Raw genomic sequence first — 14,138 nt, forward strand, 5'->3', positions numbered from 1 at the left:
GAAGGTCTCGGCCACCGCCGCCGCGCCGCGCGCCGCGCTCGCTCCCGCCAGCGCGGCCGCGGCGTCGGTGCGCAGCTCCACCTCCGGGTCGAGCAGGGCGAGCAGGGCTTCGAAGTCGCCGTCGCGCGAGGCGGCCAGAAAAGCGTCGACGACCTCGCGCTGCCGCCCGATATCGGTCTCCGGCACATTCACCGCGCCCTGCACCCGGCGGCGGGCCCGGCTGGCGAGCTTCCGGGTCGCGCCCGGTGAGCGCTCGACGATCGGCGCGATCTCGTCGAACGGCACGGCGAACATGTCGTGCAGCACGAACGCCAGCCGCTCGGCGGGCGCCAGCGTGTCCAGGACGACGAGCAGCGCCCCACCGACGGAATCGGCGAGCACCGCCTGCTGCTCGGGGTCGACGGCCGTCTCCGCGCCGCCGTTACCCGCCTGCGCGCGGTGCATGTCCCACGGGTCCTCCCGCCGGGTCTCGCGCGAGCGCAGCATGTTGAGGGCCACCCGCGCGACGACGGTCGTCAGCCAGCCCCCGAGGTTCGCCACCTCGTCGGTGTCGGACCGGCTCAGCCGCAGCCAGGCTTCCTGGACGGCGTCGTCCGCCTCCCCGGCCGAGCCGAGCACCCGGTAGGCCACCGCCCGCAGCCGGGCCCGGTGCTGCTCGAAGCGTTCCGCCAGAAATTCCTGCTCGTCCATCGGTCACATTCCTCCGTCGCACCGTGCCGGTCGCGTGGTGTCACAGAAGTGACCCAGGAACCCGGGCCGATGTGACACCCGGCGGTCACGTTGCCAGGCGCCGCGGCCGTCCGTGCCGCGGCGCTCCGATGGCCGGTCAGCCGACGTGGACGCGCGGCCGCCGGCGCGGGTCGGGCTCGGCGCGGCGGAGCACCTCCCGGGTGACCGGAGCGACCTCGCCGTCGCCGAAGACCAGGAAGCGCAGCAGATGGCTGAGCGGGTGGCCCTCGGTCCAGTTGAAGTAGGCGTGCGGGACCTGGCCGGTGTGCTCGCGCAGCTGCATCAGGACGGCGGCGATGGTGTTCGCCACGCCGGCGCCCTCCACTCGCAGGATCTGCGCCCCGTACCGCTCCTCGCCCTGGACGTGCACATTCGTGGTGAAGTCCGAGGAGTCCTTGACGGTCACTTCGAGGAAGAGCACCGGCCGGCCGTCGGGGATATGGGTCTCCTCGCGCTGGCTGTACTCCTTCTCCCGGTACTCCGCCGCGTCCCGCTCGTCCGGTTCGTTGGCGATGACCCGCAGCGGCCCGGCCGCGATCGCGGTGCCTATCAGCCGCTCGGCGGTCTCGTCGAAGTCGACCTGTACGGCGCGCAGCTCGAAGGCGCGGTGCACACGGGAGGCGAACGAGGTCAGCATCATGCCGAGGATGAACAGCAACGCGATCTTCAGGCCGTCCGGCCGCTCGATGACGTTGGTGACCAGGGTGTAGCCGAAGACGAGGGTGATGGCCCCGAAGCCGATGGTGGCCGCGCGCAGCCGCCGGTGGCGGGCGGCGACCGTGGAGGCGAACGACGCCGAGAGCATCAGCACCAGCACACCGGTCGCATACGCGCCGCTCTGCTCGTCGACGCTGGCGTTGAAGAAGAAGGTGATGCCGAAGGCGATGGCCAGGAAGATAAGCACCAGCGGGCGTACCGCCCGGGCCCATTCCGGGGCCATGCCGTAACGCGGCAGATAGCGCGGTACGAGGTTGAGCAACCCCGCCATCGCCGAGGCGCCGGCGAACCAGAGGATGGCGATGGTGGAGATGTCGTAGACCGTCCCGAACGCCTCGCCCAGGTACTCGTGCGCCAGATAGGCCAGCGCGCGGCCGTTGGCCGAGCCGCCGGACTCGAACTCCTTCTGCGGGATCAGCAGGGTGGTGGCCAGGCTCGACAGCAGCAGGAAGCAGCTCATGATGAGCGCCGCGGTGGTCAGCAGCCTGCGGGTGCCGCGGATCCGGCCGGCCGGCTTCGCATCGGTGTCGCTGGCATCGCCCTGCACCTGCGGCATGACCGCGACACCGGTCTCGAAGCCGGACATGCCCAGGGCCAGCTTGGGGAAGACCAGCAGCGCCACACCCACGATCGCCAGCGGCGAGGAGTGCTCGGCGGTCATCGCGTCCCACCAGTTGCCGACCACGACGGGGTGCGACACCACATGCCCGGCCGCGGTGGCCAGCACGACGACATTGAGCACCAGGTAGACGCCGACGAGCCCGACCGCGATGCCGATCGCCTCGCGGAAGCCCTTGAGGAAGACCGCGCCCAGGGCGGCCAGCAGCACCAGGGTGATCCAGAGGTTCGCCCCGTGCAGCGCGGACGGTGCGAACGGGTTCTCCACCACATGCGCCGAGGCGTCGGCGGCCGACAGCGTCATGGTGATGACGAAGTCCGTGGCCGCGAAGCCCAGCAGCACCAGCACCAGCAGCTTCCCCGCCCACCAGGGCAGCAGCCGCTCCAGCATGGCGATCGAACCCTCGCCGTTCGGGCTCTCCTTGGCGACCCTGCGGTACACGGGCAGGGCGCCGAGCAGGGTCAGCGCGATCAGGACGAGGGTGGCGAACGGCGAGAGCAGCCCGGCCGCCAGCGCGGCGATGCCCGGCTGGTAGCCCAGCGTCGAGAAGTAGTCGACACCCGTGAGGCACATGACGCGCCACCAGGAGTGCCCCTTGTGCTCGGCCGGCGGAGTGCCGTGCGGCCCGGGGTGGCGGGCGGCCTGGCTGCTCAGTCCGTCCAGCAGCCAGGCGCGCCACCGTCGGGAGGTGGGGGAAGCAGCAGGCGCGGGGTCCGCCTCGGTACGGGTCATGCGGGTACGTCCTGCCGATCATCGGTCGTCGGTTCGGGCAACGAGGAGCGAGTATGCATCACCGGGCGGGCGGGGCCTCGCCCCACCCCGCGCCGGGCGACAACTGTCCCTCGGGTACCGCGGCGTCACGGTCCACCACTTCGGCGTCAGGGCCGCGTCAGGAAGCGTCCACAACCCGTACGTACGGCGTTAAGGACGACGCCGCGGCGCTCCCGAACGGCCCCCGGCGCGCACTCTGACGGGAAGGGCCGCCGACGGGCCCGTAGCAGGAGTTCACCAGCGGGGGACGCACCGCAGGAGGTGTTCCGCATGGCCGGCCTTCACCACTGGGACCACCCGGTCCCGTCGCACCGCCCGCGCATCCCCCACGTCCCCCGCATCCCCGGTATCCCCCGCGCCCTGCGCGCCATGGCGCTGCCCCGTCCGCGCCTCGCCCACCGGGCGCCGCCCAACCGCACCCTCGCCGGTGACCTCGCCCTGCCGCTCGGCGCCGTCGGCGCGGCGCTGCTGGTGACCGCCCTGTTGCTGACCGGCGAGAGGACCCACACCACGTTCGTGCTCGCCGTCTTCACGCTGCTGACCCTGGGCGTGGCCGCGCTGACCCGGCCGGTTCTGGTGCCCGTCGTGGCCCTGGTGTCCTGGATGTTCTACGACGGCTTTGTGCTCAACCGGAGCTCGGAGCTGGCCTTCCAGCCGCAGGACCGGATGAGCCTGCTGGTGCTCCTTCTCGCCGGCCTGGCGGGCGGGGGCTGCGCGGCCGCCGTACGGGCCGTACGGCGGCACTCGGCCGTGTAGCCCGTGTAGAGCCCGTCCAGCCGTCCAGGGTGGCTCAGCGCCGGCAGCAGCCGTGGCGCCGGCCGTGCCGGGCGCTGCGCCGGGCGGCGGCCCGCCGCCGTCGGCACGGTGCACTCAAGAACCCCAGCCCGATGCCCAGCATCCAGCTGTCCTTGGCAAGCACAATCCCCTCCTGGGTCGGCAACAGGCTGCCGGGCTTGCGCATGCCGGGAAGCCGCAGATACAGGCCGACCAGCCCGCTGGAGAACCCGGTCAGTGCCAGCCCGGCCAGCCGGGTCGGCACGAGCGGTGCCAGCAGTGCGCTGCCGACCGCGATCTCCGAGCACGCCAGCAGCCGGGTGAACCGCTCCGCGGGAAGCTTCTTCAGGAACGGATAGGCCGTGCACGCCATGCCGTGCACGGCCTGGGCCGTTGCCTGGTCCGCCCGCAATTTCGTCAGCCCGGTGTTGAGGAGGAACGCACCGGTGGCCAGACGCGGGGCCACATCACGCGCTTCGGGCAGCTGCACCATCGGAGCCTCCAAGATCAGGTCCACGGCCCCCCACCGAGCTTAACCAGGGGGCAACGACCTGGCGAGCGGGCCGGACGGCCGCCCCGCGCCGCCGGACGCACCCCCGCGGCCCGGCTGCCGCGCTCACAGCGCGGGCACGTCGTCCCACTGGTCGAGGATGTCGTCGGCCGAGTCGGGAGCGGCTTCCCCCGGCCCGTCGTCGAGGGACTGCTCGGTCCAGATGACCTTGCCGCCCGGTGTGTAACGGGTGCCCCAGCGCTCGGCGAACTGGGCGACGAGGAACAGACCGCGGCCGCCCTCGTCGGTGGCGGCGGCCCGGCGCAGATGCGGGGAGGAGCTGGTGCCGTCGGAGACCTCGCAGATCAGGGTGCGGTCGTACAGCAGGCGGACGCGGATGGGCTGGGTGCCGTAGCGGATGGCGTTGGTGATCAGCTCGCTGAGGATCAGCTCGGTGGTGAACTCGATCCTCTCCAGCCCCCAGTTCTCCAGCGTGTGCAGACAGGCGGACCGGATGGGGGCGACGGCCGCCGGGTCGGAGGGCACCTCCCATTCGGCGACCCTGGAGGGGTCCAGCAGCTGGGTGTGGGCCACCAGCAGGGCGATGTCGTCGCTGGGATGGGCGGGCAGCACGGCGTCGAGGACCGCCGTGCAGATCTGGTCCGGGGTGCGGTCGGCGCTGTCGGCCAGGGCCGCCCGCAGCAGCTCCAGACCGGTGTCGATATCGCGCTCGCGGTTCTCGACCAGCCCGTTCGTGTACAGCACCAGCCGGGAGCCCTCGGCCAGGGTGAGCTCCGCGGTCTCCACCGGGACGCTGCCGCCCAGGCCCAGAGGCGGTGAGACGGGCACGTCGGGGAAGGAGACGGTGCCGTCGGGGCGGATCAGGGCCGGCCCGGGGTGGCCCGCCCGGGCCAGGGTGGCCCGCCCGGCGACCGGGTCGTAGATGGCGTACAGACAGGTCGCGCCGGTGATGCCGGTGCGGCTCCCGTCCGCGATCATCTCCTCCGCACGAACCTCTTCGGTGTTGCTGCCGAAACTCCCCGGCCATGCCTCGTCGCCGTCGAGCCCGCTGCCGGCGGAGTGGCCCGCCGCCCGCGCCTCATCCGTATCGATATGGCTGACGAGTTCGTCCAGATGGTTCAGCAGCTCGTCGGGCGGCAGGTCGAGCGCGGAGAAGTTGTGGACGGCGGTCCGCAGCCGGCCCATGGTGGCCGCGGCGTGCAGACCGTGTCCGACCACATCGCCGACCACGAGGGCGACCCTGGCGCCGGGCAGCGGGATGACGTCGAACCAGTCGCCGCCGACGCCGGCCTGGGCGGGCAGATAGCGGTGCGCCACCTCAAGGGCCGACTGCTCGGGCAGCTTCTGCGGCAGCAGGCTGCGCTGGAGGGTGACGGCGGTGGTGTGCTCGCGGGTGTAGCGGCGGGCGTTGTCGATCGCGACCGCGGCCCGGGCGGTCAGCTCCTCGGCGAAGGACAGATCCTCCTCGTCGAAGTCGTCGGATCCCTCGGCCCGCCAGAAGTTGGCCAGCCCCAGCACCACCCCCCGCGCCTGAAGTGGTACGGCGATCAGCGACCGGATCGCGGCGTCCAGCACCCGCTGGGTGCCCGCCATGTCCTGCCGCCGCCACTCGTCCGACCTGCGCAGATCCTTCACGAGGACCGGCCGGCCGTCGGCCAGGCCCGTCGCCATCGGCGTGCCGGGCACAAAATTGATCACATCGCCCACCCGGTAGATCGCCCCTGCCTCCGGGGCCCCGCGGACCGCCAACCGCCGCAGGGCGGTGCCCGCCCTGGCTTCCGGCTCCTCGCCCCGCAGCACCGGCTCCAGCAGCTCGACGGTGACCACGTCGGCGAACCGGGGGACCGCGACATCGGCCAGTTCCTCGGCGGTACGCGCCACATCCAGCGTGGTGCCGATCCGCAGCCCCGCGTCGTAGATCAGCTTCAGCCGCTCCTGGGCCACCTCGGCCCGGCCGGCCAGCCCGCGCAGTTCGGTGGTGTCCCGCAGCGTCACCGCGTTCCCGGCGGGACCGCCGTAGGGGGCGGTCGGCCGGACACTCACGGCCAGCAGCCGGTCGCCCGCCAGACACACCTCGTCGGTCGCCTCCCGCCCCGAGGCCAGCAGCGCGGTCAGCTGGGGGTCCAGGCCGAGATCCGTGACCCGGCGCCGCTCGGTGTCCGCGTCCGGGGGCAGGCCGAGCAGCCGTCGCGCCTCGTCGTTGGCCAGCAGGAGCCGCCCGTCGCTGCCGATGATCAGTACGCCCTCCCGTACGGCGTGCAGCACCGCGTGGTGGTGGTCGTACATCCGCCNCGCCCTCCCGTACGGCGTGCAGCACCGCGTGGTGGTGGTCGTACATCCGCCGCATCTCGGCCGGGTGCAGCCCGTGCGTCTGCCGCCGCAGCCGGCGGTTCACCAACGACGCCCCGCCGGCGACCAGCAGCAGCGCACCGGCGGCGGAACCGAGCAGCAGCGGCAGCTGGTGCACCACCTGCTGGGTCGTCCGCTCGACGCGGATCCCGACGGACACCAGCCCGACCACCGAGCCGTTCTTGTCGATGACCGGGACCGTGGTGGTCACGGCGGGACCGAGGGCGGAGCTGAGGGTGGTGGTGTGCATCTTGCCGTGGAGCGAGGGCCCAAAGGTGCCGCGGACGACACGCTTGCCGATCAGGCGCGGGTCGGGGTGGGTCCAGCGGATGCCGTCGGGCCGGAACGCGACGATGTAGTCGACGCGGGAGCCCTTACGGGCCGCCTCCGCCTGGGGTTGCAGCTGCGCGGTGGGGTTGGCGGATTTCATGGCGGCGAGCGTGCCCGGGGCGTGCGCGAAGGTCTGGGCGCCGACGATCGAGCGCTGACGGGCCTCCTGCATGGTCGCGCCCTCGGCCTGGAAGAAGAGGGCCAGCACCGCCACGACGGCCAACACCACCGCGAGGACGAGCTCCAGCGCGAACACCTGGCCCGCGACGCTGTGGGCGTTCAGAAGCGAGCGGAGGCGTTGCCCGGGGGAGGGCGACGACCCTTGCGAATCGTCACCCTCTCGCCGGAAATTTTCCCTCATGCCCCATATTTAGCATTGTGCTCCACTGTGACGTGATCAGCTGCCCCGGCGGTGTGCGCGGCGGCGGGCGTCCGGCGGGTGATCCGTGCATGACCGGCGGGCCGTCGAGGCCCTGTTGAGCAATGCTTAGCCGCTCTCTATGCTCGGCAGCCAGCGACGCCGCCCGTGGTACGAGCCGCAGCACGCCAGGAGCCCGGATGAGCTTCAATCTCGCGACCGCTCTTCGTGAATCCCGCCGATTCCACCCCGACAAACCCCTTTGCCACATCGCGGACCTGACCTACACCTACGCCCAGGTCGACGAGGCGTCCGGCCGCATCGCCGCCGCCCTGCGGGGCCTCGGTCTCGGGCCCGGCGCCAAGGTCGCCGTCCAGCTGCCCAATGTGCCGGAGTTCCTGTTCGCCTACTTCGCCGTCCTCAAGGCCGGCCTGGTCATGGTCCCGCTCAACCCGCTGCTCAAGGCCCCCGAGATCGCCTACCACCTGCGCGACTCCGACGCCCAACTCCTCATCACCTTCGAGGAGTTCGCGGCCGAGGCGGTCAAGGGCGCCGAACTGGCCGACGGCGTCGGCACCTACGTCGTCCATCTGCCCGGCAGCGACCGGCACGGCGCGGGCACCCGGGACTTCGACGAGCTGTACGCCGCGGACGACACCGGCGAGACCGAGCCGACCAGCGGCGACGACACCGCCGTCCTGCTCTACACCAGCGGCACCACCGGCCGTCCCAAGGGCGCCGAGCTCACCCACTTCCAGCTCTATATGAACTGCACCGTGACCGGTGAGGTGTTCGGCTACCGCACCGACGACATCGCCCTCGCCGTGCTGCCGCTCTTCCATGTCTTCGGCCTCTCCAGCGTCCTGAACATGGCCGTACGCCACGGCGGAACGCTCGCCCTCGTACCGCGCTTCGAGACCGGGGCGGTGCTCGACGCCCTCGAACGGCACCGCTGCACGATCTTCGCCGGTGTCCCCACCATGTACACGGCCCTGCTGCAGGCCGACACCACGAAGCGCGACCTCGCCGGGCTGCGCGTCGGCCTCTCGGGCGGCGCGGCGATGCCCGGCGAGACCATCCGCGCCTTCGAGGAGAAGTTCCCCGGCGTGGCGATCCTGGAGGGCTACGGGCTGTCCGAGACGGCCAGCGCCGCGACCTTCAACATCAGCGTCGAGCAGCGCAAGGTGCTCTCCATCGGCAAGCCGATCTGGGGCGTGGCGGTCCGGGTCGTCGACGACACGGGCGCGGAACTGCCGCCGGGGCCCGACCACGTGGGCGAGATCCTCGTCCGCGGACACAACGTCATGAAGGGCTACTACAAGCGTCCCGAGGAGAGTGCCGAAGTGCTGCGCGAGGGCTGGCTGCACACCGGAGACCTCGGCTACCAGGACGAGGACGGCTACTTCTTCGTCGTCGACCGCAAGAAGGACCTGGTCATTCGCGGCGGCTACAACGTCTACCCGCGCGAGGTCGAGGAGGTGCTGCACGCCCACCCCGCCGTCGCCGAGGCCGCCGTCATCGGCCGGCCCGACGACCGGCTCGGCGAGGAGGTCGTCGCCGTCGTCAGCCTCAAACCGGGTGCACACACCACCGCCGAGGACCTCGCCGCCCACTGCAAGCGGCAGCTGGCCGCCTACAAATATCCGCGCGAGATCCACCTCGTCGACGAGCTGCCCAAGGGCCCCACCGGCAAGATCCTCAAGAAGGAGCTGCGCGCCCGATGCCCCAGGTGAACACCGCCCTCGGCGCCGTCGACACCGCACGGCTGGGCCGTACCTACGTTCACGAACACCTCTTCACCCTCACCGCCGATGTGCAAGCCAACTACCCGGAGGAATGGGGCGGCGAGGACGAGCGGGTCGCCGACGCGGTCGGAAAGCTGCGGGCCCTGGCCGCCCAGGGCATCCGCACGATCGTCGACCCGACCGTCGTCGGGCTCGGCCGTCACATCCCCCGCGTACGCCGTATCGCCGAGCAGGTCCCCGAGCTGAACATCATCGTGGCCACCGGCCTGTACACCTACGACGAGGTCCCCGGCTTCTTCCGCTACCGCGGCCCGGGGCTGAACGATGTGCTGGGCACCGAGGTCGCCGACCCCATGGTGGAGATGTTCGTCCGCGACATCACCGAGGGCATCGCGGGCACCGGGGTCAAGGCCGGCATGCTCAAGTGCGCCATCGACCGGCAGGGGCCGACGGACGGCGTCGTACGGGTGCTGCGCGCCGTCGCCGCGGCCCACCGCCGCACCGCGACCCCCATCACCGTGCACACCCACCCGGAGAGCCGGAACGGTCTGGACGCCCGGCGCATCCTGTGCGACGAGGAAGGCATCGACCCCCGCCGCATCGTCCTCGGCCACAGTGGCGACAGCCCCGACTGCGACCACCTCGCCGAACTCGCCGACGCGGGCTTCCTGCTGGGCATGGACCGGTTCGGCATCAACCTCGACATCTCCTTCGAGACCAGGGCCGACACCCTGGTCGAGATGTGCCGCCGCGGCTATGCGGAGCGCCTTGTGCTCTCCCACGACGCCGCCTGCTACATCGACTGGGTGGACCCCGCCCATCTGCATCTGCTCCCGCAGTGGCACTACCTGCACATCGGTGAGGAGGTACTGCCCTACATCCGCGAACGAGGCGTGAGCGAGGAGCAGATCACCACCATGCTCGTCGACAATCCGCGCCGCCTCTTCGAGGGCGCGGACGGCTGAACGACGGCTCCCTCAGCGCGCTTCGGCCGGGAGACAGGGCGGCTCGTCCGTCGAAGCCCCGCACCCGGCGGCGGCCGGCTTCCGGAGCAGCAGCAGTGCCGCGTCGTCGTGCAGCCGGCCCCCCACGTGCGCCAGCAGTTCGTCGTGCAGTGCGGCCAGGGTGCGGCACGGCTCGTCCGACACGTGCCGTGCCACCCCCTCGATCAGCGGGTAGAACTCCCGACCGTGGTTGCGGGCCTCGGTGACCCCGTCGGTGTAGAGCAGCAACTGGTCGCCGTCGGTGAACGGCAGTACCTGGAGGCTCGGGGTCTCACGGGTCAGGGCGCTCAGCCCCAGGGGCGGGGCCGGACGGGTCGGTTCGACGGCCATGACGTCGGCGCCGCGCACCAGCAGCGGAGGGGCGTGTCCGCAGTTGACCACTTCCATGCGCCCGGTCTGCGGGAAGCCGGCGACCACGGCGGTGACGAAGTCGTCGGCACCAAGGTTGCGGGTCAGGCTCCGCTCGATCCTGCCGACGACATCCAGGAGGTCCGGCTCGTCATAGGCGGCCTCGTGGAAGACACCGAGCACCAGAGCGGCGGTGCTCACCGCGGGCAGCCCCTTGCCGCGCACATCGCCGACGATCAGCCGGACCCCGTACGGGGTCGGCACCAGCGCGTAGAGGTCCCCGCCGATACGGGCCTCCGCCGCGGCGGCGCTGTAGCGGACAGCCACCTCGAACGGGCCGACCGTGGCGGGCACGGGCTTGAGGAGCGCGTGCTGGGCGGCCTCGGCGACCGAGCGGACGGCGGCCAGTACCCGTTCGCGACGCTCGCGCAGCGCGCTGGCCAGGCTGCTCGCCAGGGTGACGGCGACCAGTGCGGACAGCACGACGGCCTGATCACGGCCGGCCGCACCGCCATGGGCGCCGAGCGCGGCGGCCAGTGCCACGGCGAGGAAGCCGATACGGAGTACGCCCCGCGGCCTGCTGGTGGCGGCGGCCAGCGCGGGCCCGACGGCGAGCAGCGGCAGCCAGGTCATCCCGGCTCCGGTGACGAAGGCGAGGAGCGCCACGGCAGCGACGACCAGTGCGGGCACACCGGCGGCGAGGTGGGCGGCGGTGCGCGGCTGGTCCGACGACGCCTTCCGCAAGCCGGCCACCCGCTTCATGAGCCAGGTCGGCCGGGGGTCGTGCTGATGGTCTTGAGCCTGACTCATTCCTCGACTGCCACTCCCTGGTCCCTTGGCGTACGCCTGAGCGTCCGTTTTGTCCAGAAAACAGGGGTATGCGGGTGCGCCACAAGGGCAGGGTTTTCAGATAGTGAGCGAAAGACCCCTGGTCACGCGGCTCGCCGTCGGGACCAGCCGCGCCCGGACCTGATCGACCTGGGAGAGCCGGTCCGCCCGCAGGGAGACACCCAGCGAGCCGAGCATGTGCCCGCTGTAGACGGGCACCGCGACGCATACCGTTCCGAGGGCGTACTCCTCCAGGTCCATGACGGCCGGGGCCGCGGGCGACGAGGCGAGTCGTCGCAGCAGTTCGGAACGGTGGGTGATGGTGCGGGGCGTGAGATCGGCGAGCGGGTGCCGGGAGAGGTAGTCGTTGCGGGAGTCGTCGTCGAGCTCGCGCAGCACGCATTTGCCCAGCGCCGTGGCGTGCCCGGCATCCTCGAATCCCACCCAGAGGTCGACCCGGGGTGCCCGGGGGCCGTCGACGATCTCGGCCACCCGGATCTCACCCTCCTCGTAGAAGGTCAGATACGCGGCTGCCGACAGCTCGTCGCGCAGCGCGGTGAGCACGGGACGGATCCGGGTGAGCTGTGCCTGCCCACGGCTGCCCGTGTGCAACGCATACAGCTTGTCGCCCATGACGAACCCGCCGTCGTCCAGCTTCCGCAGATAGCCGTCGTGGACCAGCGTCCGCAGCAGGTGATAGGTGGTGGCCAGGGGCAGCCCCGCCTCGCGTGCCAGCTGCTTCGCCGGAGCACCGCCCTCGTGTGCCCCCACGACTTCCAACAGGCGGAAGGCTCGCTGCACCGAAGCGATGAGCGTAGGACCGTCCTGAGCACCCACACCACAAGCTTGCGCCCGGTGCATCGCGCGAGCAAGGTCGCTCGGCGGGCGGGCGGCCGGTCGCTCCCGGGGCCGGATGTGTCCCGCGGCCGAAAATGCTTGGACCGGTCGTCCGCGACCGGTCTAGGGTGACCCTGTTCTCGCGGCGGCCGACGGCTGCCGCGCTCAGCTGTGAAAGACCGGGAGGTGCGTACTGATGACTGTCTTTGCGATGGGCGCTGCCCGCATCAGGAAGTTCATCCATTCCACCCCCGTGGTCTCCGGCTGACTCGACTTGTCACCATTTCCCGCGCGCTGCCGCGCGGAGCCGGGACCGCTCCTTTTCGAAGGGTCATCCCGTTGTTCGACCTCCCTCTTTCTGCTGCGCACCCATTGACCGCCTATGGCTGGGACGACGGGTTCGCGGAGAGTTTTCTCCCCTTTGCCGGGCAGGGGATTTTGCCCGGCCGAATCGTCCGCGTGGACCGCGGCCGGGTGGATGTCGTCGTGCCCGACGGCGCCGGCGTCCGGACGGTCCTGGCGGATACCGCGCTGGTGGCCACGAGCGACCCGATGCGGGTGCCGTGCACCGGCGACTGGGCCGTGATCGACCTCGGCAACGGGCGGGTGGGCGCCCATATCGACGGTGTGGTGCGGGCGTTGCTGCCGCGGCGTACGGCCTTCGTACGGTCCACGTCGTCCAAGCGTTCCGAGGGCCAGGTGCTGGCCACCAACGTCGACACCATCGTCATCTGTGTGTCGCTCGGGGGCGAGTTGGACCTCGGGCGGATCGAGCGGTTCCTCGCGCTGGCGATGTCCAGCTCGACCGCTGCGGGACCGCTGCCGGTGTCCGCGCCCTCCGGGGAGCGCGGGGCCCAGCCGCTGGTGGTGCTGACCAAGGCGGATCTGGCCGGGGATCCGGACGGGGTGGCGCATCTCGTCGCGGATACCGGGTCCGTGGCTCCCGGGGTACAGGTGCTGGCGGTCAGCTCGGCGACCGGCGAGGGGCTCGATGTGCTGTCCGCCGTGCTCGCGGGCGGTACGTCCGTACTGCTGGGACAGTCCGGCGCGGGCAAGTCCACGCTGGCCAACGCCCTGCTCGGCGCGGGTGTGCAGGAAGTCCAGGCCACACGTGACCGGGACGGCAAGGGGCGGCACACCACGACCACGCGGGATCTGCTGACGCTGCCCGGCGGCGGGGTGCTGATCGATACGCCGGGGCTGCGCGGCGTCGGGATGTGGGACGCGGAGGCCGGTCTCGCGCGGACGTTCTCGGATGTCGAAACGCTGGCCGAGGAGTGCCGCTTCCATGACTGCGCGCATCAGGGGGAGCCCGGCTGCGCGGTGCAAGAGGCCGTCGAGAGCGGGGAGTTGCCCGTACGCCGGCTGGAGAGCTACCGGAAACTGCTGCGCGAGAACCAGCGCATCGTGGCGAAGACGGACGCCCGGATGCGCGCGGAGATCCGACGGGACTGGAAGCAGAAGCAGGCGCTCGGACGGCACATGATGGAGCGGAAGCGGGGGCCGCTGAGGTGAGGTGAGCGGTGCGGGCGGGCCGCCCCGGGGGCCCGCCCGACGCCCGGCCTCAGGGGCCGGCCCGCCCCAAGAAACGCCATGTCCGATTTCCGCCAGTCGCGGCGCCGCGCACGCCGCACACTGGGGGAGTGATGGACGACGAGACCAGGTACGAAGCGGTGTCCAGCCGGGACGCGCGGTTCGACGGGGAGTTCTTCTTCGCGGTGGTGACGACCGGCATCTACTGCCGGCCCAGCTGCCCCGCGGTCACTCCCAAGCGGGTGAATGTGCGGTTCTTCCCGTCGGCCGCGGCCGCGCAGACGGCCGGCTTCCGGGCCTGCCGCCGGTGCCGGCCGGACGCCGTACCCGGCTCCGCCGAGTGGAATGTGCGCGCCGACCTGGTGGGACGCGCCATGCGGTTCATCGGGGACGGCGTGGTCGACCAGGAGGGCGTCGGCGGGCTGGCGCGGCGGCTGGGCTACAGCGCGCGCCAGGTGCAGCGGCAGCTGACCGCGGAGCTCGGCGCGGGGCCGGTGGCGCTGGCCCGCGCCCGCCGGGCGCACACCGCCCGGGTGCTGCTGCAGACCACGACGCTGCCGGTCACCGAGCTGGCCTTCGCGGCCGGCTTCGCCAGCATCCGGCAGTTCAACGACACCATGCGGGAGATCTACGCCGGTACGCCCAGCGAACTGCGGGCGGCGGCCGGGCGCGGGGGCGCCGCCCG

General features: G+C 71.8%; 11 protein-coding genes and 1 pseudogene. 5 read left to right on the plus strand and 7 right to left on the minus strand.

The genetic code is table 11. The annotated features are described in order from the left end of the window. A partial coding sequence (locus DY245_RS00005; protein WP_128502270.1) for a sigma-70 family RNA polymerase sigma factor occupies positions 1-690 on the minus strand: 690 nt, incomplete at its 3' end. Positions 691-826: 136 nt separating this feature from the next. Beyond that, positions 827-2,797 carry an APC family permease gene (locus DY245_RS00010; RefSeq protein WP_128502271.1) on the minus strand — a complete coding sequence of 657 codons (1,971 nt, stop codon included), beginning with the start codon at positions 2,795-2,797 and terminating at the stop codon, positions 827-829. 309 nt (positions 2,798-3,106) lie between these two features. Between DY245_RS00010 and DY245_RS00015 the strand changes: the two genes are divergently transcribed. After that, positions 3,107-3,592 (plus strand): DUF4118 domain-containing protein, encoded by a 486-nt coding sequence (locus DY245_RS00015; RefSeq protein WP_244942728.1) that lies wholly within the window; start codon positions 3,107-3,109, stop codon positions 3,590-3,592. A gap of 34 nt (positions 3,593-3,626) precedes the next feature. Here the strand turns inward: DY245_RS00015 and DY245_RS00020 are convergent, their stop codons facing one another. The 3 genes and pseudogenes from DY245_RS00020 to DY245_RS45600 all read right to left on the minus strand — a co-directional run. Continuing rightward, positions 3,627-4,103, minus strand: a complete 477-nt coding sequence (locus tag DY245_RS00020) for a DoxX family membrane protein (RefSeq protein ID WP_128502272.1) — start codon at positions 4,101-4,103, stop codon at positions 3,627-3,629. Between the two features lie 123 nt (positions 4,104-4,226). Further along, the coding region (locus DY245_RS00025; RefSeq protein WP_244942729.1) for a SpoIIE family protein phosphatase at positions 4,227-6,412 on the minus strand (2,186 nt) is incomplete at its 5' end. 1 nt (position 6,413) lies between these two features. Next, positions 6,414-7,161, minus strand: a pseudogene (locus DY245_RS45600) (sensor histidine kinase); the annotation flags it as partial. A gap of 197 nt (positions 7,162-7,358) precedes the next feature. Between DY245_RS45600 and DY245_RS00030 the strand changes: the two are divergent. Next, entirely contained in the window at positions 7,359-8,891 is a 1,533-nt protein-coding gene (locus tag DY245_RS00030; RefSeq protein ID WP_128502273.1) for a long-chain-fatty-acid--CoA ligase, read from the plus strand. Then, positions 8,879-9,868, plus strand: a complete 990-nt coding sequence (locus tag DY245_RS00035; protein WP_128502274.1) for a phosphotriesterase family protein — start codon at positions 8,879-8,881, stop codon at positions 9,866-9,868. The genes DY245_RS00030 and DY245_RS00035 overlap by 13 nt, the downstream gene beginning before the upstream one ends. A gap of 12 nt (positions 9,869-9,880) precedes the next feature. Here DY245_RS00035 and DY245_RS00040 read toward each other — a convergent pair whose 3' ends face one another. Further along, positions 9,881-11,065 carry a PP2C family protein-serine/threonine phosphatase gene (locus DY245_RS00040; RefSeq protein ID WP_128502275.1) on the minus strand — a complete coding sequence of 395 codons (1,185 nt, stop codon included), beginning with the start codon at positions 11,063-11,065 and terminating at the stop codon, positions 9,881-9,883. 96 nt (positions 11,066-11,161) lie between these two features. Then, positions 11,162-11,920 (minus strand): IclR family transcriptional regulator, encoded by a 759-nt coding sequence (locus DY245_RS00045; RefSeq protein WP_128502276.1) that lies wholly within the window; start codon positions 11,918-11,920, stop codon positions 11,162-11,164. Positions 11,921-12,259: 339 nt separating this feature from the next. Here DY245_RS00045 and rsgA point away from each other — a divergent pair, with 339 nt between their 5' ends. Both rsgA and DY245_RS00055 read left to right on the plus strand, forming a co-directional pair. Next, positions 12,260-13,435: a ribosome small subunit-dependent GTPase A gene (rsgA, locus tag DY245_RS00050; protein WP_128502277.1), complete on the plus strand. Its 1,176-nt coding sequence runs from the start codon at positions 12,260-12,262 to the stop codon at positions 13,433-13,435. Positions 13,436-13,566: 131 nt separating this feature from the next. Continuing rightward, a partial coding sequence (locus DY245_RS00055) for a bifunctional transcriptional activator/DNA repair enzyme AdaA (RefSeq protein WP_147318314.1) occupies positions 13,567-14,138 on the plus strand: 572 nt, incomplete at its 3' end.

The sequence above is a fragment of the Streptomyces inhibens genome, from assembly GCF_003389455.1.
GTDB classification, from domain to species: domain Bacteria; phylum Actinomycetota; class Actinomycetes; order Streptomycetales; family Streptomycetaceae; genus Streptomyces; species Streptomyces inhibens.

Coding starts and splice junctions, on each gene's coding strand:
- DY245_RS00010 (WP_128502271.1), bottom strand. CDS start 2,797: ATGACCCGTACCGAGGCGGACCCCGCGCCTGCTGCTTCCCCCACCTCC.
- DY245_RS00015 (WP_244942728.1), top strand. CDS start 3,107: ATGGCCGGCCTTCACCACTGGGACCACCCGGTCCCGTCGCACCGCCCG.
- DY245_RS00020 (WP_128502272.1), bottom strand. CDS start 4,103: ATGGTGCAGCTGCCCGAAGCGCGTGATGTGGCCCCGCGTCTGGCCACC.
- DY245_RS00030 (WP_128502273.1), top strand. CDS start 7,359: ATGAGCTTCAATCTCGCGACCGCTCTTCGTGAATCCCGCCGATTCCAC.
- DY245_RS00035 (WP_128502274.1), top strand. CDS start 8,879: ATGCCCCAGGTGAACACCGCCCTCGGCGCCGTCGACACCGCACGGCTG.
- DY245_RS00040 (WP_128502275.1), bottom strand. CDS start 11,065: ATGAGTCAGGCTCAAGACCATCAGCACGACCCCCGGCCGACCTGGCTC.